19 protein-coding genes are annotated in these 18,487 nt (G+C 40.1%); 11 read left to right on the top strand and 8 right to left on the bottom strand.

What is annotated here, in order from left to right; all coding sequences use genetic code 11:
• Positions 1-380 precede the first annotated feature (380 nt).
• The 4 genes from GWK08_RS18800 to GWK08_RS18815 are packed head-to-tail and all read right to left on the bottom strand — an operon-like array spanning position 381 to position 4,299.
• On the bottom strand, positions 381-1,397 hold the full coding sequence (locus tag GWK08_RS18800; protein ID WP_163608809.1) for a COX15/CtaA family protein: 1,017 nt from the start codon (positions 1,395-1,397) through the stop codon (positions 381-383).
• On the bottom strand, positions 1,384-2,829 hold the full coding sequence (locus tag GWK08_RS18805; protein WP_163608810.1) for a CCA tRNA nucleotidyltransferase: 1,446 nt from the start codon (positions 2,827-2,829) through the stop codon (positions 1,384-1,386). Before GWK08_RS18805 ends, GWK08_RS18800 begins: the two co-directional genes overlap by 14 nt.
• Before the next feature lie 4 nt (positions 2,830-2,833).
• Complete coding sequence (locus GWK08_RS18810; RefSeq protein WP_239524961.1) at positions 2,834-3,412, bottom strand: L-threonylcarbamoyladenylate synthase; 579 nt, start codon at positions 3,410-3,412, stop codon at positions 2,834-2,836.
• A gap of 5 nt (positions 3,413-3,417) precedes the next feature.
• Positions 3,418-4,299 carry an ATP-grasp fold amidoligase family protein gene (locus GWK08_RS18815; protein WP_163608811.1) on the bottom strand — a complete coding sequence of 294 codons (882 nt, stop codon included), beginning with the start codon at positions 4,297-4,299 and terminating at the stop codon, positions 3,418-3,420.
• A 114-nt stretch (positions 4,300-4,413) separates the two neighbouring features.
• Here GWK08_RS18815 and GWK08_RS18820 point away from each other — a divergent pair, with 114 nt between their 5' ends.
• A complete protein-coding gene (locus GWK08_RS18820) occupies positions 4,414-5,241 on the top strand; it encodes a glycosyltransferase family 2 protein (protein ID WP_163608812.1) in 828 nt (275 codons plus the stop codon).
• 10 nt (positions 5,242-5,251) lie between these two features.
• Here GWK08_RS18820 and GWK08_RS18825 read toward each other — a convergent pair whose 3' ends face one another.
• Together GWK08_RS18825 and GWK08_RS18830 are read right to left on the bottom strand one after the other, a co-directional pair.
• Positions 5,252-6,016 (bottom strand): glycosyltransferase family 2 protein, encoded by a 765-nt coding sequence (locus GWK08_RS18825; RefSeq protein WP_204336108.1) that lies wholly within the window; start codon positions 6,014-6,016, stop codon positions 5,252-5,254.
• Positions 6,017-6,088: 72 nt separating this feature from the next.
• A complete protein-coding gene (locus GWK08_RS18830) occupies positions 6,089-6,904 on the bottom strand; it encodes a 2,3,4,5-tetrahydropyridine-2,6-dicarboxylate N-succinyltransferase (protein WP_163608813.1) in 816 nt (271 codons plus the stop codon).
• A 97-nt stretch (positions 6,905-7,001) separates the two neighbouring features.
• Between GWK08_RS18830 and ruvX the strand changes: the two genes are divergently transcribed.
• The 7 genes from ruvX (at position 7,002) to GWK08_RS18865 (ending at position 14,516) form a co-directional block, all read left to right on the top strand.
• Positions 7,002-7,418, top strand: a complete 417-nt coding sequence (gene ruvX / locus GWK08_RS18835; RefSeq protein ID WP_163608814.1) for a Holliday junction resolvase RuvX — start codon at positions 7,002-7,004, stop codon at positions 7,416-7,418.
• A 3-nt stretch (positions 7,419-7,421) separates the two neighbouring features.
• The gene (gene def / locus GWK08_RS18840) at positions 7,422-8,012 is read left to right on the top strand and encodes a peptide deformylase (RefSeq protein ID WP_163608815.1); all 591 of its coding nucleotides are present in this window, start codon (positions 7,422-7,424) and stop codon (positions 8,010-8,012) included.
• A gap of 55 nt (positions 8,013-8,067) precedes the next feature.
• Positions 8,068-8,487, top strand: a complete 420-nt coding sequence (locus tag GWK08_RS18845) for a DUF5606 family protein (protein WP_163608816.1) — start codon at positions 8,068-8,070, stop codon at positions 8,485-8,487.
• Between the two features lie 271 nt (positions 8,488-8,758).
• Positions 8,759-9,274, top strand: coding sequence for a hypothetical protein (locus tag GWK08_RS18850; protein ID WP_163608817.1), 516 nt, complete (start codon positions 8,759-8,761; stop codon positions 9,272-9,274).
• Positions 9,262-9,930: an NRDE family protein gene (locus tag GWK08_RS18855; protein ID WP_163608818.1), complete on the top strand. Its 669-nt coding sequence runs from the start codon at positions 9,262-9,264 to the stop codon at positions 9,928-9,930. Before GWK08_RS18850 ends, GWK08_RS18855 begins: the two co-directional genes overlap by 13 nt.
• Positions 9,931-9,973: 43 nt before the next feature.
• Positions 9,974-11,029 (top strand): ATP-grasp domain-containing protein, encoded by a 1,056-nt coding sequence (locus GWK08_RS18860; protein ID WP_163608819.1) that lies wholly within the window; start codon positions 9,974-9,976, stop codon positions 11,027-11,029.
• A 70-nt stretch (positions 11,030-11,099) separates the two neighbouring features.
• On the top strand, positions 11,100-14,516 hold the full coding sequence (locus tag GWK08_RS18865; protein WP_163608820.1) for an amidohydrolase family protein: 3,417 nt from the start codon (positions 11,100-11,102) through the stop codon (positions 14,514-14,516).
• Positions 14,517-14,577: 61 nt separating this feature from the next.
• On the opposite strand, the gene GWK08_RS18870 is transcribed toward GWK08_RS18865, so the two are convergent.
• Positions 14,578-14,955 (bottom strand): nuclear transport factor 2 family protein, encoded by a 378-nt coding sequence (locus GWK08_RS18870; RefSeq protein WP_163608821.1) that lies wholly within the window; start codon positions 14,953-14,955, stop codon positions 14,578-14,580.
• Between the two features lie 154 nt (positions 14,956-15,109).
• Between GWK08_RS18870 and GWK08_RS18875 the strand changes: the two genes are divergently transcribed.
• Entirely contained in the window at positions 15,110-15,760 is a 651-nt protein-coding gene (locus GWK08_RS18875) for an HAD family hydrolase (protein WP_163608822.1), read from the top strand.
• A 4-nt stretch (positions 15,761-15,764) separates the two neighbouring features.
• Positions 15,765-16,628, top strand: coding sequence for a hydroxymethylglutaryl-CoA lyase (locus GWK08_RS18880; protein ID WP_163608823.1), 864 nt, complete (start codon positions 15,765-15,767; stop codon positions 16,626-16,628).
• Here GWK08_RS18880 and GWK08_RS18885 read toward each other — a convergent pair.
• Positions 16,625-17,056: a methyltransferase family protein gene (locus tag GWK08_RS18885; RefSeq protein ID WP_204336109.1), complete on the bottom strand. Its 432-nt coding sequence runs from the start codon at positions 17,054-17,056 to the stop codon at positions 16,625-16,627. The two genes, GWK08_RS18880 and GWK08_RS18885, sit on opposite strands and share 4 nt — an antisense overlap.
• Positions 17,057-17,234: 178 nt before the next feature.
• Between GWK08_RS18885 and GWK08_RS18890 the strand changes: the two genes are divergently transcribed.
• Entirely contained in the window at positions 17,235-18,413 is a 1,179-nt protein-coding gene (locus GWK08_RS18890; protein WP_163608825.1) for a porin, read from the top strand.
• The last annotated feature ends 74 nt before the right edge of the window (positions 18,414-18,487 follow it).

Here is an 18,487-nt window from a genome sequence, read left to right on the forward strand (position 1 = left end):
ACACAGGAGCAGCTGATGGAAATACTGCGATCCGAAGAGTAAGTGCATTGGAAGATGTACAGTTCGGAAAGGGAGTTATTGATAACGGACCTGGAGTAGTATACTTAGAAGACCCAAGAGGAGGATATAACATCGTAAGGATTGATATCCAACCACAATAAGAAACAATATTTGTTTTGTTCTGTTCTATTTGAATAAATAGAATTAGTTGAAAGTGAGAAAAGCCGGAGGTATTCTCCGGCTTTTTGAAAAAATAATCTTCCACAAAATAATATTCAGAACTCGCTATCCGAAAATATAGAGCAGAAAGTTTTATGAAAAGGAATTAATTATTCTTTTTAAACGAAGGCCGGAACTTATTTTAGTTTCGGCTTTTTTTGTTATTTGCTGAATCTGTGAAGCGTAAAAGTCATTGCGCTTAAAAGGAAGAAGGCACCAACCTGATGGGCAACTCCCAGCCAAACCGGAACTGCGTAAATAATAGTAAGGACTCCCAGTACAAATTGTACAAAAACAAGAGCCAGCAGATAGTTTATTCCCTTCTTCTGAGTGCCGTTTACTTCCATTTTTCTGGACCTGTACCAAATTAACCCTATAAGAAGGACCACAAAATAAGCGAGATAGCGATGTATAAACTGAACCCCGCTCTTTCCTTCAACAAAATTCCTCCAAAGAGGGTTTTGCTCAATAAAAACAGATTCGTGAATGAGCTCACCATCACTCATAAGAGGCCAGTGATTGTGTATAAAACCGGCATCAAGCCCGGCAACAAAAGCTCCCCAGATAATCTGGACAAGAAGAATGATAAGGGCAAAGCGAATAAGGTTCCGCATTGCTTTGTGAACACTTTTTCTTTCTATATAGATCAGATCAAGTGCTACCCAAAGGGTATAGGCAAAGGTTATAAAGGCGGTGGTAAGGTGCATGGCTAATCTGTAATGACTTACATCGGGCCTGTCCACTAATCCGCTTTTGACCATGTACCAGCCTAAAAAGCCCTGAAAACCACCAAGGAATAACAGGATTACCGCTTTTTTTATGGTAGGTCTGCTCAATTGCTTCCTTAAGAGGAAAAACAAAAAAGGAATAATAAAAATAACTCCGATCAAACGACCTATCAAGCGGTGAAGCCATTCCCAGAAATAAATACTTTTAAAATCCTCCAGGGTAAAATCGTAATTGATCTTCTGATACTCCGGATATTGCTTGTAAAGCTCAAAAGCTTCCTGCCATTCTTCCTCTCCGATAGGAGGGATGGTTCCCGTTATCAGTTTGTAATCGGAAATAGATAAACCCGAATGGGTAAGGCGGGTTATTCCCCCGACAACAACCATTACGAATATCAGAAAACACCCGGCAAAAAGCCAGGAAATGACCCATTTATTATCTTTTTTCATCAGACCTGTTTTTTACGGCTTTCAAGCCCATTTTTTCGGCTTTCTTCATCATATATTCTACGGCAGCATCGTATTCATTAGGTATTTCACCCTCCAAAATGGCCTCTTTAATTGCTTCTTTAATAACTCCTATTTCTCTTGAAGGCTTTAGTCCGAAGGTCTCCATGATCTCCTCTCCACTTACAGGAGGCTGGAAATTCCGGATCTGATCCCGGGCTTCCACTTCAACGATCTTCTGCCTTACTATTTGAAAATTATGATGGTAGCGTTTAAATTTTGAAGGGTTCTTGGTAGTGATGTCTGCTTCGCATAAGGTCATAAGATCCTCAACATGTTCCTTTGCATCAAAAACGAGCCTTCTGACCGCAGAATCTGTTACTTCCTCATTAACCAGGGCAATCGGCCGGGAACTCATCAATACCATTTTCTGAACAAACTTCATCTTTTCATTAAGGGGCATCCTCAACCTTTTAAAAAGCTTGTATACCATTTTAGAACCGACGAATTCATGCCCGTGAAAGGTCCACCCGACTTTTTTGCTGAATTTTTTGGTTGGAGCTTTTCCTATATCGTGCAGGAGAGCAGCCCACCTTAACCAGAGATCCTCTGTATTTTTAGAAATATTGTCAACAACTTCCAGGGTGTGATAAAAATTATCCTTATGCTTTTGACCTTCAACTTCTTCAATTCCCTGAAGATCTGTCAATTCGGGCATAATGATATCCAGTAAGCCCGTTTTATAAAGTAGTTTGAAGCCTACCGAGGGTTTTTTACTTAGTAAGATCTTATGAAGTTCATCAACAACCCGTTCGTTAGAAATAATTTCGATACGGTCCTTGTTTTCGGAGATAGCTCTCAAAGAATCGGGTTCGATCTTAAAACCGAGCTGGGTAGCAAAACGAATGGCCCGCATCATTCTAAGCGGATCATCCGAATAAGTAATATCGGCATCCAGGGGTGTGCGTATAACCTTTTTCTCCAGATCACTTACTCCGTTAAACGGATCGAGAAGATCTCCGTATGTGTCTTCAGACAAGGATAAAGCCAGTGCATTGATCGTAAAATCCCTTCTGTTCTGATCGTCTTCCAGGCTTCCGTTCTCTACTACAGGTTTTCTGCTGTCGAAGTGATAGCTTTCTTTTCTGGCCCCGACAAATTCCACTTCAAAATCTTCAGTCCTGATCATTGCGGTACCGTAGTTTTTAAATATCTGTACTTTGGGGTGTCCGGAAAGCTTCTGGGCTACTGCTTTAGCCAGGGAAATACCGCTTCCAACGGCAACAATATCGATATCTTTAGGAGTTTTACGACCTAAAAGGAAGTCTCTAACAAATCCACCGATCACATAACTTTCTACCTGAAGTTCTTTGGCGGCAAGGGAAATGATTTCAAAAATAGGATGTTGTATGGCCTCTTTGTAGTTTTTTTGCATTATTTCACTTACGAATCACTTTAACCACTCCATCATTTGTCAGTTTAATAATAGAAGATGGGTTGCTGTTTTTTTTATCGCGATGCAAATTTACTACATAGTCGACACCTTTTAAAATTTCAGAACTTATTTCTTTAAAATGTGAAGGAGTAGGTTCTCCGCTTATATTAGCCGAGGTCGATACGATTGGCCGTTTAAATTTCCGGATGAGTTTTTGACAGAATTCATCCGATGCGACACGGATAGCAAGCGAATCATCTTCGGCTACCAGGTTGGGTGCTACATTTAAGGGTTTATCGTAGATTATGGTTGTCGGGCGTGTGGCCAGTTCAATAATATCATAAGCAACATCGGGAAGCTCGTAAATGTGTTTTTCCAGCATTCTGATATCCGAAACCAGGCAGATCAGTGCCTTGCTGTCTGCTCTTCTTTTAAGATCGTATACTTTCCGTATAGCATCCGGATTAGTGGCATCGCAACCAATACCCCAAACCGTATCGGTCGGATAGAGTATTAGCCCTCCTTGTTGCAGTGCCTGAAGAGCATTCTCTATTTCATTACCTATCATTTCCAAGCTACTCATTAAAATTAAACGATCTTTTCCGGCAATTGAAGATAATTTCCGATGGTTGTATTGTATTCATCCGGATAAAATTCTTCAATACCATCTCCGGGATAAAAAGTCATCTCCCCGAATATAATTTTTTCTCCGATCGCATAAAAATCAACTCTAACAAAAGGGAAATCTTCAGCCAGGCGTTTTACCAGGTCGAACATCTCATCAAACTTTTCCGGTTTTTCTACCTCTCCCTGATAATGTTTGTACTTTGTCATGGAGAAAGGTAGTTTTTTCCAGTCAATATCATAAAAACACCTGGAATGATCGGTGTGACGGTCAATGTCTATCTGGATAAATTTCGGCACTCCGTTAAAACAGAAGAATTTATAATCATTTATGGATTCCTTCCCGATCTCATTGAGGAATTTTTCGCAAATGATCCTGGGAGTAACATTTTTATAAGCCCATTCCAGTCCTCCGCTGTAATAGTAATTACGCCCCATCCATTTATGCATTTTCCATCTGGCCGTTAGCCTGTTGAGCTTCTTTTTGTCTTTTACGATTATGTTGTAGTTGCTGCCGTGAACAGCTTTCAAAACAAATTTTTCGGGGAGCTCATTAAAGTTCACATCCGATGCCCTCTCGTATACCTTGATAAGATCGTTCAGATACTGATCGCCTATTTTATCTTTAATATATTCCCGCACCGAGTATTTATCCACCAGGATACTCAGAATGGGTTTTTGATAATAGATCTTCATCCATTGGATCTTCTGATTAAACTCGGTAGGATTTTCGAGGTCCAGCTTCTTATCCGTATAATATTGATAGTATATTTTCAGATAGTATTCGGGATTCAAAAATTTGAATTTCTTAACGATACCGTAAGAAAGTTTTTTTAGAGGATGCATTCAGCGTACAGGTAATTAATTGAATAGTTGGTTACAAATAAATTGAAAAGCAAAGATATGTAAATAAACCTTCATATTTTTGCCCGGAGATTGTGAAATAAGTTTTGACAGATTATGGAAAATGTACAGATATCGGTTATAATAAGTACGTATAATGCGGAAGAATGGCTGGAAAAGGTTTTATGGGGATATCACAAACAAGAATTTAAAAACTTTGAAGTGGTCATTGCCGATGACGGATCCGGTCCTAAAACAAAACAACTGATAGATGGGATGAAAAACGAATTATCTTATCCCTTAGTCCATGTCTGGCAGGAGGATGATGGTTTTCAGAAATCCAGAATACTCAACAAAGCTATTGTGGCTTGCAGAGGAGAATACATTGTTATGAGTGATGGCGATTGTATTCCGCGCCCCGACTTTTTATCAGTTCACGATACTTACAGGGAAGAAGGGTATTTTTTATCAGGGGGGTATTTTATGCTTCCTATGGATATATCAAAATTAATCTCGAAAGAAGATATTTTAACCGGCAAGTGCTTTGATATAGACTGGTTAAAGAAAAATGGCCTGAAGTCTACTTTTAAAAATAATAAACTCACCTCCACAGGCAGTAAATCGAAATTTCTCAATTTTATTACACCTACCAATGCAAGTTGGAACGGGCATAATGCTTCCGGCTGGAAAAAGGACATTGTTGCAGTAAACGGAATGGATGAGAGAATGCAGTACGGAGGACAGGACCGGGAGTTGGGAGAGCGCCTGTTCAATTACGGCATAAAATCAAAACAGATACGGTACAGTGCCGTATGCGTGCACCTCGATCATAAAAGAGGATATAAAACTCCTGAATCTATTGCAAAGAACCAGGCAATCCGAAAAAATACACGCGATAATAAAGCAGCGTGGACCGAACACGGCATTGTTAAAGAGAAAAAATAGAGAAATTCGTTTAGTTCAGGTTTCTACGGAGTAACCATATTTTTACATAGCGGATAAAAATGGAATAGGACCGGAGGTAAGCTATAACAAAGCCCGGAAGACCATCCCGAAAACCACTTTGAAGAAAATAGTGTTTAAAAAAGCGCCAGAAAGGCTTGATCACAAAATGATAAGGCGTGAGCTTTCCTGTTTTCTTTTCACATTCTTCAGCCTGCCAGGAAGCATATCTGTTGAGTTTTAAAATATGCCTGTCCAGATTTACATAGGTGTTATGGTAAAGAGGACTGTTTAAAAACCCTACCTGACCATCTGCCTTAATCTCGGCATGGACCATCTTATCTTCATAAATACATTTACTCTTCCTGAAAAGACGGATCACTTTATCGTTTTGCCATCCGCTATAACGGATCCTTTTGCCCATAAAATGATTATTCCGGCCAATCCAGTAAGCCACATTAGGGTCTTCATCCTTTTCGAGAGTGGCAAGAATCTCATTTTTTAGCTCTTCAGAAACTCTTTCATCAGCATCAACAAGAAAGATCCACTCATTATTGGCCTGTGGGATAGCCCAGTTCTTTTGTGAAGCAGAATACCCATACTCTCTCTGTACAATAAAATCTGTGTATTCCCTGGCAATTTGGAGAGTGTTATCGGTACTAAAAGAATCCACTACCATTATTTCATCTGCGAAAGAAATACTTTCAAGAACCTCCCGAATGTTGTGTTCTTCATTCTGAACAGGAACAATGGCTGTAAGTTTTTTTCTAGTGATCAAGTTGTAAAATTTTTGCCAAAGATAGCATGATTTACCATTAATGAAAAGTAAAACGCGTCTTTGGCAAAAAAATTATACCGCAACATCGTACTCTCTGAGAGCATTGTTAAGCGAAGTCTTTTTGTCAGTACTTTCTTTACGTTTTCCGATGATCAACGCACAGGGAACCTGATATTCTCCTGCTGAGAATTTCTTGGTATAACTTCCCGGAATAACCACGGAACGCGCAGGTACATAACCTTTCATTTCTACAGGTTCATCACCTGTTACATCTATAATTTTGGTAGACGCGGTAAGCACCACATTGGCACCCAACACAGCTTCTTTTTCTACTCTAACCCCTTCAACAACGATACATCTGGAACCGATAAAGGCATTGTCTTCAATGATCACCGGAGCTGCCTGTAGTGGCTCTAAAACCCCTCCGATCCCAACACCACCACTAAGGTGAACGTTTTTACCGATCTGTGCACAACTTCCAACGGTTGCCCAGGTATCTACCATAGTACCTTCATCTACATATGCTCCGATATTTACATAACTCGGCATCATGATCACACCAGAGGATACATAAGCTCCATGTCTGGCAACAGCGTGAGGAACTACTCTGATCCCTTTTTCTGCATAATTTCTCTTTAGAGGGATCTTATCGTGAAACTCCAGCGGGCCTGCTTCAATGGTTTCCATTTTCTGAATAGGGAAATACAATACCACTGCTTTCTTTACCCACTCGTTTACCTGCCAGCCATTTTCGGTCGGCTCGGCAACTCTCAATTCACCGCTATCCAGCAGATCGACTACTTTTCTGATTGCATTTATGGTTTCTTCATTCCTCAGGAGTTCTCTGTTATCCCAGGCTTCTTCTATGATTGATTGTATCTGAGTCATCTCTGTTTTTTTGGCAAAGATATGCGCTTCATTTCAATTAAACTTCCCATTTTACAGTTATAACAATTTAAAGCTTATTTTTGCAAAAAAATAAAAGATGGGTCGCATTCTAGCGCTTGATTATGGAGAGAAAAGAACAGGGGTTGCAGTAACCGATGAATTGCAGATAATTGCTTCCGGACTTACCACTGTTCCCACAGCAGATCTGATACCATTTCTGGAAAATTATGTACAGACAGAAACCGTATCATTAATTGTAGTTGGAGAGCCCAAACAAATGAATAATGAGTTTTCGGAAAGCGAAAAATACATCAGGATATTTTTAGAAAAGCTTGCCGAAAAGCTCCCTCAGGTACCCGTAGAGAGGGTGGATGAGCGCTTTACTTCCAAAATGGCTTTCCAGGCCATGATAGACGGAGGTTTAAGTAAAGGAAAAAGAAAAAATAAAGAACTGGTCGATCAAATCAGTGCGACCATTATTTTACAGACATATTTAGAAAACAAACAAAATTAAAAAATGATATTACCCATTATCGCTTACGGAGACCCCGTTTTAAGAAAAGTGGCTAAGGATATAAATAAAGATTATCCGGATCTTAATGTATTGCTGGATAATATGTTCGATACGATGTATAATGCTTCAGGTGTGGGGCTTGCTGCACCTCAGATAGGACTTCCCGTCCGGTTGTTCATTGTCGACGCAACCCCTTTTGCAGGAGATGAAGAACTGACCGAAGAAGAGAGAGAGAAACTCGACGGCCTTAAAAAGGTTTTTATCAATGCGAAGATCCTGAATGAAGAAGGTGATGAATGGGCTTTTAACGAAGGATGTCTTAGTATTCCGGATGTGAGGGAAGATGTGTTTAGAAAAGAATTCATCGAGATAGAGTATTACGATGAGCATTTTAAGAAACACACCGAAAAATTCGATGGCCTGGCTGCCAGGGTTATTCAGCATGAATACGATCATATAGAAGGAATTTTATTCACGGATAAACTGTCCTCCCTGAAGAAGAGACTGATTAAAAGCCGGTTAAACAATATTTCAAAAGGGAATATTAAAGTGGATTACAGAATGCGTTTTCCATCAGCAAAAAAAACGCGTTAATATTCTTGTAAATAACTGAGAAAGGTTCAATCTTTGCTTTCGAAAAACACAAACTATGAGTTTAGATAAAATACTTGCTATATCCGGGAAACCCGGGCTTTACGAATTAAAGACACAAACGAGGAGCGGTTTTGTTGTAGAGTCTCTTTTAAATGGTAAAAAAATTACTATTGGAATGAGAAATAATGTAAGCATGCTCTCTGAAATAGCTATTTACACATTGTCTGAAGAAATTCCTTTAGGTGATGTTTTGGATAAGATCAAGGAAAAGGAAAGCGGAAATAACACCAGTATTAATCATAAGGACAGCAAAGATAAACTGGAAGAGTATTTTTTCGAGGTCCTTCCCGACTACGATGAAGACAGGGTATATGCAAGTGATATTAAAAAAGTGATCCAGTGGTACAATTTGTTGATATCTAAAGGGATTACCGATTTTAAGCAGGAAGAAGAAAGCGAAGAAGCTGAAAAATAAGATATAGCCTATATATTTCATATAAAATGCCTCCTTATTCAGGGAGGCTTTTTTAATTGATCGTAAAACTTAAAAACGATTTTCACTGCTTTCTGAGTAGTTAACAGAAAAAAATACTTCTTTATAATTTGTTTAGAATGTGTATTTTTAACAAAATTTAGAGAAAATAAACGATATTTTGTTATTTGATTAACAACTGTAAAATGTAAGGTTGAGTTAAATAATCGACTTTAAACAAGTATAAATATCAAACCTCATAATTCACTATTAGATGCTAAAACAGGCCACCTATCAAAATTTAGATTATCTCAGAAATGCTTTAGGACAATTATCCGATGAACAATTCTCAAGACCTCTTGAAGTGCTAAGTCAATCTACATTGGGAATGCATGTCAGACATATTTTAGAATTCTATACATGTTTGATCAATGCTGTAGATAAAAAAGAGGTAGACTACGATTCAAGGGTTAGAGACACTTCTCTGGAAGTGAGTACCGATAATTGCCTGAATGAAATAAACAGGATTTCCGGATTTCTGGAAGATGTGGATGGCGATGTTGAAATGAAACTAAAAGTTAATTATGCATTAAACCCTGATGAGGATTGTGAAACGATGACCATCAATACTTCATTATACAGGGAATTACAATACAATATTGAGCATGCCGTACATCATCTGGCTATCATCAAAATAGGGATCAAAGCATTAGAGGATTCCTTCAATCTGGATGATAATTTTGGTATTGCAGCTTCTACGATCAGAAATAAGAATGTATGTGCACAGTAAGTTATATTTCTCATAATAATGGATTTACCCTGACTTCCAACAGGGATGAAGATCCTTTGAGAAAAACACTGGCTCCGCAAAAGCTTACAAATATAGAAGGACAGACCGTTGTAGCTCCCATAGATGAGGAGAATAACGGTACCTGGATCGCGGCATCAGATGGGAGAGTAGCATGCCTCCTGAACGGTGCTTTCGTGAAGCACCAGCGAAACCTGCCTTACAGAAAGAGCCGTGGGCTGATAGTACTGGAAGCATTTGAGCACAGTTCCTTTTCCGATTTTGTCGAGGAAGTGGATCTTCACAATATAGAACCCTTTACACTTGTACTTGCCGAAAAAGGTAAATTACAGGTGTTGATATGGGATGAAACGACTAAACATCATGAGGTTCTCGATCATACAAAATCCCATTTATGGTCGTCCAGTACCCTTTATACAAGGGATGCCCATAAGATAAAATTGAATTTTTTTAATAACTTTATAAGTGAAGGAAATTTAGGATCCGAAAAGATCCTGGATTTACATGGCCTTAATGATGATAATCTGTTTATTCTAAACCGACCTAAAGTGCGGACTGTAAGTATAACTCAGTTTGTTTCGGATTCGGAAGAAATAAACCTGGATTATAATCTGAAAAGAGAAAGCGTTAGCGCCTGATAAGTTCTGAGTACCCAACCTGATTTTAATTGAAAAGATCTTAATGAAAAACGTGTTACATAAAATAAGGCAGCACCCGTTTTATATTAAGTGTTCCAGTTGGGAATACTGGCCTATGCAGTTTTTGTATTTGCCGGTATATATTCAGCACCTATGGCTGAGCCTGAAGGCCCGCCATCCCTTCTTTTTCCTGGTAACCAATCCCGCAATAGACGAAGGTTTTATTCTGAGTGATTCCAAATACAGGACCCTGCAATTGGTTCCAGACCCTCACAGGCCCAAGTCATTTTTGGTCAATAAGAACAGCTCAGGAAAAGAAGTGCTGGCTCAAATGGAAGAATCCGGAATATCTTTCCCGATCATCCTGAAACCAGATATCGGATACAGAGGCCTTTTGGTTCATAAACTGGATGACGTATCAGAACTGGAAGATGTGATCACAACAATTACTGTAGATCATATTGTTCAGGAATACATCGACTTCCCGGTAGAGATCGGAGTGTTTTATTACAGATTACCGAATGAATCCAGAGGGATCATCCCCTCCATAACCATCAAGGAATTCCTTAAGGTAAAAGGAGACGGAAAGCATACACTGGAAGAACTGGTACATCAGAATCCGAGGGCTATACTTCAATTGGAAAAACTCAGAAGGAATTTTAAAGATCAGTGGAATACTGTTCTCCTAAATGGAGAAGAGTTGATCCTGGAACATATAGGGAACCACAACAGAGGAACCAAATTTGTCAATGCCAATGACCTGTACGATGAGGACCTTCAACAGGTTTTTGACGAATTGAACGGCAAGATGAAAGGCTTTTATTTTGGCAGATTTGATATTCGTACTAAATCTATAGAAGATCTCAAAGCGGGACAAAACTTTAAAATACTTGAAGTAAACGGAGTAGGGGCAGAACCTACCCATGTTTACGACCCTAACTACAAGCTGATCCCGGCCTGGAAAGAAATGCTTCATCTGTGGAGGGTGATCTTCAAGATTGCTATTCAGAACAAAAAATCCGGGATAGAATACCCCTCACTGTCTGAAGGAAAGCATCGATGGGATGATTACAGGGATTACAAAAAGGTCTTCCAGTAAAACCTTCACATTTTTTTAACAGTTTTATTAGTATCTTGTTTAGCAATTAAATAACCACAAGATATTCCAAATGAAAATACCTTTACCTTTAAGGCACGGGCTAACCGTCTGCCTTCTCCTTTCTTTTTCCTTAGTATTTGCTCAAGAGGATGAAAAAAAGAAGGATTCCACCAAAAAAGCAACAAAAGAATTACCCTTAGAACCTGAGAGAAAAGTGAGTTTTACCACAAATCAGGGAACCTGGCTGTCATTGGATGTCAGCCCTGATGGGAAAACTGTAATTTTCGATATGATGGGAGATATTTACAGTATTCCGATCACAGGAGGGAAAGCAAAAAAGATCACTGAAGGAATTGCCTATGATGTTCATCCGAAGTACAGCCCGGATGGAAAATCCATTGTTTTTATTTCCGATAAAAGCGGTTCTGATAATATCTGGACAATGGAGCTGGATTCGAAGGAAAAAAAGCAGATCACCAAAGACAATAACCAAAACTATTTCTCTGCAGACTGGAGCCCGGATGGCGATTATATTGTCGGGGCAAGAGGAAGAAGGAATATAAAGCTACACCTTTATCACAAAGATGGCGGTAAGGGCGCGCAGCTGGTAAAGACCCCGGCTAATTTAAAAATGATCGATCCTGCTTTCAGTGCAGACGGAGATCTGATCTATTTCTCGAGAAGAACAGGTGCCTGGAATTATAATGCACAGCTTCCGCAGTATCAGATAGGGACTTATGACCGGGAAGACGGAGATATGGCTGTTGTTACTTCCAGATACGGTTCGGCATTTACGCCAACACTTTCTCCCGACGGGAACTGGATGGTGTACGGTAGCAGATTTGAGACCAAAACAGGTTTGGTACTCCGAAATCTGAAAACAGGAGATGAGAGATGGCTCGCATATCCGGTACAGAGAGATGAGCAGGAATCTATTGCTCCTCTGGGTGTTTTACCGGCTATGTCCTTTACACCCGACAGTAAAAACCTTATTGCTTCCTACGGAGGGAAAATATACTCTATTTCCGTGGCGAATAACCAGGCTAAGGAAATTCCGTTCACAGTTGATGTGACGCTGGAAATGGGGCCGCAACTTTCTTTTAAATACCCCATAGATGATAAAGAAGAAGGTTTTGTTACCCAGATAAGAGGAGGCGTACCTTCTCCTGACGGATCAAAACTGGCATTTACCGCCTTAAACCGTTTGTATGTAATGGATCTTCCGAACGGGAAGCCAAAGAGATTGACCAAACACGATTTTACCGAGGCACAACCTGCCTGGTCTCCCGACGGGAAGTCTATTGTGTTTACCAGCTGGCAACCTACCGGAGGACATTTATATAAAGTGAATGTAAGCGGAAGGGCAAATGTAGAACAACTTACTACCGAACCCGGAATATATACAAGCCCGGCCTGGTCTTATAAATCCAACAGGATAGTTTTTATAAAAGGAGCTTCACAGGCATATAAAAATGCCATAGGACCTTTTGCTGCCGGAGCACAGGAAGACCTGGTCTGGATACCGGCTTCCGGAGGTAAAATAACGCTTATTGATAAATCTAAAGGAAGAGCAGTTCCGCATTTTACAAAGATCAATGACAGGATATACCTGAATCATCCTCAGAAGGGATTGATATCCCTGCGCTGGGATGGAACCGATGAAAAGGAACACCTTAAACTTACGGGAATAACCACCTACGGTTCTTCTTCGGGTATCATAGACAGTCATGACGATCACACGGCTTCTTTATTGCCTTCGAACGAAGAAGCGTGGAGAGAGAATAACAGAGCTTCCAGGCCTTCGGAAATCAGGATCTCACCTGACGGAAAGAGCGCCCTGGCTAAAATTAATAATGATATTTATACGGTAACTATCCCTAAACTGGGACAGACTCCGCAGATATCACTAGCCAAAGCCGAGAATGCAGCATTTCCAGCAAAGAAATTAACCATCCTAGGAGGGGAGTTTCCTTTCTGGGCAGCAGACAGCAAAAAAGTACACTGGTCATTGGGAGCAAGTCATTTTATATATGACCTTGATAAATCCAAAGCATATAGCGACAGCTTAAAACTAGCTGCAAAAAAGGAAAAAGAATTAAAAGAAAAGGAAAAGAAGAAGGACAGTACGGATACAAAAGACAAGTCCAAAAAGGATGAGAAGAAAAAGCCTTCCAAGTTTAAAGCCGAAGAATTAAAGATCAAGGTAGCTTACAAGAGAGCAATACCCAAAGGAAGAGTTTTACTTAAGGGTGGCCGTATCATTACCATGAAAGGGAATGAAGTTATCGAAAATGGCGATATTCTTATTGAGAATAACCGTATTAAAGCTATAGGAGCGTCCGGAAACCTTAATGTTCCGGGAGGAACCACAACGATCGATGTGAGCGGAAAAACCATTACTCCCGGCTTTGTGGATACCCATGCCCATATGTGGCCCAACTGGGGTGTTCATAAAAACCAGGTGTGGATCTATTCGGCTAACCTGGCCTATGGCGTAACGACCACCAGAGACCCTCAAACGGCAACAACAGATGTATTGACCTATGCCGATATGGTGGATGCGGGAATGATTCACGGTCCAAGAGTGTACAGTACAGGTCCCGGAGTTGGTTTCTGGGCGTATAAGGTTACTGATCTTGATCACGCCAAGGATATCTTAAAACAATACAGCGAATACTACAATACCAAAACCATAAAGATGTACCTGGTAGGGAATCGCCAGCAAAGACAATGGATCATTATGGCGGCTAAAGAACTTAAATTAATGCCTACCACAGAGGGAGGGCTGGACTTTAAGCTTAATATGACACAATTGCTGGATGGATATCCGGGACACGAACATTCTTTACCGATCTACCCGATATATAAAGATGTGATTCAGAGTGTTGCACAGTCTAAGATGGCAGTAACTTCTACCTTGCTGGTTTCCTACGGGGGCCCCTGGGCGGAAGAGTATTTTTATGCAACTGAAGAACCTTATAAGGATAAAAAACTGCAGTATTTCACTCCTTACAGAGAACTGGCAGGAAAGTCCAGACGAAGAGGAGCATGGTTTATGGAAGAAGAACATGTATTCCCGAGGCATGCTGAATTTACGAAGGACCTTGTGGAAGCAGGAGGAATGGCAGGTATCGGTAGTCACGGACAATTGCAGGGGCTTGGTTATCACTGGGAGCTGTGGGCAAATGCCAGCGGAGGTATTTCTACCCATGATGCCCTTAGAGTAGCAACTATCATAGGAGCGGAAGCGATCGGTCTTGACGGAGATCTGGGATCCCTGGAGGCCGGAAAACTTGCGGATATACTTATTATGGAGAAAAATCCACTGGATAATATCCGTAACACCAATACGCTAACGCATGTTATTAAGGAAGGTGTTATTTATGATGCGAATACCCTGGATGAGATCCATCCGGTTAAGAAAAAAGCCGATAAGTTTTACTGGCAGACGGTAAAACCTGAGGGCCTTCCCGGAATAAAGGAATAATAAATACAAAAAATAAACCCCGGTCATATGACCGGGGTTTTTATTTTAAACTGTAAAAAGATCAGGCTTTTAATTCTTCGAGCAGCTTTCTGCTTACAACGGTATCGTAAATAATAGTTAACTTCTCTATCTTATTCAGATCGTTAAAGCAGATAATATCAACTACCTTAAAGCGTACTTTTTTGTTGTTTTTTAAGGTCCATTCATAATCAAATAGTAATGATATCCTCCTGGAACCTTCTTCTGTAAAGACCCCATCTAACTTCAGGCTGGAATTTGTGGTGTCGTTATTCAGGTCCCGGTAGAACTCCGATGCAGGCCTTAGCCCGTACAGGGGAGATTCCACTATTCCGTTTTCGGAAAAGAGACTGATCACTCCATCTACATTACCTTCTTCCAGATATGTGAGGTATTTTTCGGCTATCTCATTGTATTTCATGTGCAAAAGTTAGGTTCTAAAAATACGGCTATATGTGAAATTAAAGAAAAATATTTGTTGCTCCCCTCACAGGAAGATCGCATTTATTTATTCTCCCAAAAAATAATTTTTCAAAATAGTCCTGTTCGTTATCTTTGAGGAAAAGTTAAAAGCAATGCAACCCTACGTGATATTTGATATGGATGGTGTTCTGGTAGACAGCGAACCTTTTCACAAACAGGTTCTGGCCAGAGCGCTTAGAGAATTAGGAGTGGAACTCACATCCGAATATCACAACAGCCTGATCGGAATGGCCGGAATGCCTATCTACAAAAAAATGATCAGCGATTTTGAGTTGAGTATTCATCCTCAGGAGCTGATGAGTTTTCATAAAGGCCTTTTTTACAAAGAACTGGAGAACTGTGAAGTTCCTGCTGTTGATGATGTATTGAACTTGCTTGAAACGCTTAAGCGAGAAAATTTTTCACTTTCCCTTGGATCTTCATCACCTAAAAAACTCATCGATATATTTGTAAACAGACTGGAAATAGGAGATTATTTTGATCATCTGGTGAGCAGTGAGGACGTGGAAAGAGGAAAACCATCTCCGGATATCTTCCTTGAAATAGCCAGAAAGTACGATAAGAATGCAGAAGAATTTGTGGTGATCGAGGATAGCAGGAATGGTGTAATTGCTGCCAAGACGGCCCGGATGAAGTGTATTGGTTTTAAAAACCCGAATTCGGGAAATCAGGACCTTTCCAGGGCCGATTTAATTATTGAAAGTTTCTCGGACTTATCCGGACAAAGAATAAAAGATTTATAAGGTATTGGAAAAAGTTAAACTTATAGAATGTCCAAGAGATGCCATGCAAGGCATTAAGGATTTTATTCCCACTGAAAAAAAAGTACAATATATTCAGTCTTTACTTAGAGTAGGATTTGATACCATCGATTTCGGAAGTTTTGTTTCACCAAAAGCAATTCCTCAGATGGTAGATACCGCTGAGGTGCTTTCTCAACTAGACCTGTCTCAGACCGATAGTAAATTACTGGCCATTATAGCCAATGTAAGAGGTGCACAGGATGCAAGTACACATCCCGAGATCGATTACTTGGGATATCCTTTCTCTATTTCTGAGAACTTTCAGATGCGTAATACGCATAAGACCATTGCACAAAGTATAGAGATCCTTAAGGAGATCCTGGATATTGCAGATAGATCAAACAAAGAAGTGGTAGCCTATTTGTCTATGGGCTTCGGAAATCCTTATGGAGACCCGTGGAATGTTGAGATCGTGGGAGAGTGGACGGAAAAACTTTCCAATATGGGCGTGAGTATCCTGTCTTTATCCGATACCATAGGAAGTTCCACCCCGGAGATCATTGATTATTTATTCTCTAACCTGATCCCGAAATATCCGGATATTGAATTCGGGGCTCACCTGCATACCACTCCTACCAGTTGGCATGAAAAAGTAGATTCGGCTTACAAGGCAGGGTGCAGGCGTTTTGACGGGGCAATTCAAGGCTTTGGAGGATGCCCGATGGCCAAGGATGAACTCACTGGAAATATGCCTACCGAGAAAATGTTCTCTTATTTTACAGCAGCCAAGGCTCAGACCAATGTAAATGCAATGAGTTTTGAAAGTTCGTATAATGAAGCGAGCAAGATCTTTACGGCCTACCATTAAAAAATACCCGGAATAAGACGGGAAGTTCTCTTTTTATAATTCCCGAACTGCTCCCCGAACTTTTGTGAAAGAAAATGCTCTTCTCTGTATATTTTTAACAGTAAGATTATTATCAGGCTTATATAAAGTCCCCATTTTATCAGCTGAGGTTGACTTATTACTGTTGGTATATAAAAAAGAAGGATGCCCAGGTACATGGGATTCCTGATCCATTTGTAAATTCCTCTTTCAACAAGGAAGTCCGATTTAACTTCAGGCTGGATATTATAGTTGCCATTTCCCATACTGGCAGCGCCCCATAACATGATCCCTATTCCCAATAGCTGAAATACCATCCATAGATTGATGAAAATAACAGGGCCTCTTGATAACAGAAGCGCCATAGAGAGAAACTGCAAGGTTACGAGAATGAGTGACTTAGCTGACATAAGGTAAAAATACCGAAAACAAAGGGAGTTTGCCAGATAAATTTTATTTATCGAAGCCTAAATAGTCATAGCAAAATATTATTTAAAATTAATCTAAATAAAGTTTGTGTATTTATAAATGCGGTCTATATTTGCCCCCGTAATAAATACTAATTAATAATCAGTCTAAATAAAAGTAATGAAAAAATCACTATTCTTTTTGATAGGATTAGCCAGCACAATAAGTGTGGCACAAACAGTTCAGGATTCCATCACCTTCGACCCGCAGAAGCAGCAGAACGCGGCTCAGAGGATACTTTCGGGGAACTATGGTAAATCTGTAGTAGTCGGGGCCTATGGAGAGGTAACTTACAATCAGCCTGAAGGAGATAACGGAGAACTGGATGTACAGAGATTGGTATTACTTTTCGGTTATAAATTCAATGAGAAGACCCAGTTTGTTACGGAGGTTGAGTTCGAGCACGTAAATGAAGTTTTTATCGAGCAGGCCTTTGTAAATTATAATGTAGCTCCAAATGTGAGTTTAAGAGGAGGACTTATGCTGGTACCTATGGGAATTATTAACGAATACCATGAACCTACAACCTTTAACGGTACTGAAAGACCCGCAGTAGATAATGTTATTGTACCTACAACCTGGAGAGAGATCGGTGTTGGGGTAACAGGTAGATTTAACAATCTTTCTTTGGGATACCAGGCCTATATCTTTAACGGTTTCAGATCTACCGAATTAAACGGTGAAGGCGGAGTTAATGGTTTCCTTAGAGGATCTAACGGATTAAGAGGTGGTCGTCAGCGTGCTATCCAATCTACGATAGACAGCCCAACTTTTTCTGCTAAACTGGATTACTACGGATTGCCTGGATTACGTCTTGGATTATCAGGATATTTTGGAGATACTCAGGCCGAGGATGATGTAGAAGATCAGGATGGTGCCAATATCGGGATCGCTATGGTAGGTTTGGATGCTCGTTATGCATACCAGAGATTTACAGCCAGAGGACAATTTATCTACGCTTCTCTGTCAGGTACCGAAGACTATAACAACCTTACCGGAAGAGATCTTGGAAGTGCGTTATTAGGATGGTATGCAGAAGCTGCTTTCAATCTTTTACCTCAGACAAATCAACAGAAATTATTTGCTTTTGCAAGATATGAGCAATACGATACCCATGCGGATACTGCCGGAGACCTGGTAAGAAATGACGCTTATAACAGAAACGATCTTACTATGGGATTAAGCTACCATATTTCGCCTGGTGTTGTATTTAAAGGAGATTATCAGTTCAGGGATAATGCACTCTCTGGATCTGATGTAAATAACAGATTAAACTTTGGTTTAGGAGTTTGGTTTTAGAAGAAACAAGTTATCAATTGTACACAGTTTGAAAGTGTTAACTAGCTGGGCCTCAAAAGGGCTCAGCTATTTGA

This window comes from Leptobacterium flavescens, from assembly GCF_010671605.1.
GTDB classification, from domain to species: domain Bacteria; phylum Bacteroidota; class Bacteroidia; order Flavobacteriales; family Flavobacteriaceae; genus Leptobacterium; species Leptobacterium flavescens.

Excerpts from the sequence above, each read along its gene's own strand:
- ruvX (WP_163608814.1), top strand. The coding sequence starts at position 7,002 with ATGGGTCGCATTCTAGCGCTTGATTATGGAGAGAAAAGAACAGGGGTT.
- GWK08_RS18865 (WP_163608820.1), top strand. The coding sequence starts at position 11,100 with ATGAAAATACCTTTACCTTTAAGGCACGGGCTAACCGTCTGCCTTCTC.
- GWK08_RS18815 (WP_163608811.1), bottom strand. The coding sequence starts at position 4,299 with ATGCATCCTCTAAAAAAACTTTCTTACGGTATCGTTAAGAAATTCAAA.
- GWK08_RS18850 (WP_163608817.1), top strand. The coding sequence starts at position 8,759 with ATGCTAAAACAGGCCACCTATCAAAATTTAGATTATCTCAGAAATGCT.
- GWK08_RS18870 (WP_163608821.1), bottom strand. The coding sequence starts at position 14,955 with ATGAAATACAATGAGATAGCCGAAAAATACCTCACATATCTGGAAGAA.
- GWK08_RS18875 (WP_163608822.1), top strand. The coding sequence starts at position 15,110 with ATGCAACCCTACGTGATATTTGATATGGATGGTGTTCTGGTAGACAGC.
- GWK08_RS18805 (WP_163608810.1), bottom strand. The coding sequence starts at position 2,829 with ATGCAAAAAAACTACAAAGAGGCCATACAACATCCTATTTTTGAAATC.
- GWK08_RS18890 (WP_163608825.1), top strand. The coding sequence starts at position 17,235 with ATGAAAAAATCACTATTCTTTTTGATAGGATTAGCCAGCACAATAAGT.
- GWK08_RS18800 (WP_163608809.1), bottom strand. The coding sequence starts at position 1,397 with ATGAAAAAAGATAATAAATGGGTCATTTCCTGGCTTTTTGCCGGGTGT.
- GWK08_RS18810 (WP_239524961.1), bottom strand. The coding sequence starts at position 3,412 with ATGAGTAGCTTGGAAATGATAGGTAATGAAATAGAGAATGCTCTTCAG.
- GWK08_RS18820 (WP_163608812.1), top strand. The coding sequence starts at position 4,414 with ATGGAAAATGTACAGATATCGGTTATAATAAGTACGTATAATGCGGAA.
- GWK08_RS18830 (WP_163608813.1), bottom strand. The coding sequence starts at position 6,904 with ATGACTCAGATACAATCAATCATAGAAGAAGCCTGGGATAACAGAGAA.
- GWK08_RS18885 (WP_204336109.1), bottom strand. The coding sequence starts at position 17,056 with ATGTCAGCTAAGTCACTCATTCTCGTAACCTTGCAGTTTCTCTCTATG.
- def (WP_163608815.1), top strand. The coding sequence starts at position 7,422 with ATGATATTACCCATTATCGCTTACGGAGACCCCGTTTTAAGAAAAGTG.
- GWK08_RS18860 (WP_163608819.1), top strand. The coding sequence starts at position 9,974 with ATGAAAAACGTGTTACATAAAATAAGGCAGCACCCGTTTTATATTAAG.
- GWK08_RS18855 (WP_163608818.1), top strand. The coding sequence starts at position 9,262 with ATGTGCACAGTAAGTTATATTTCTCATAATAATGGATTTACCCTGACT.
- GWK08_RS18845 (WP_163608816.1), top strand. The coding sequence starts at position 8,068 with ATGAGTTTAGATAAAATACTTGCTATATCCGGGAAACCCGGGCTTTAC.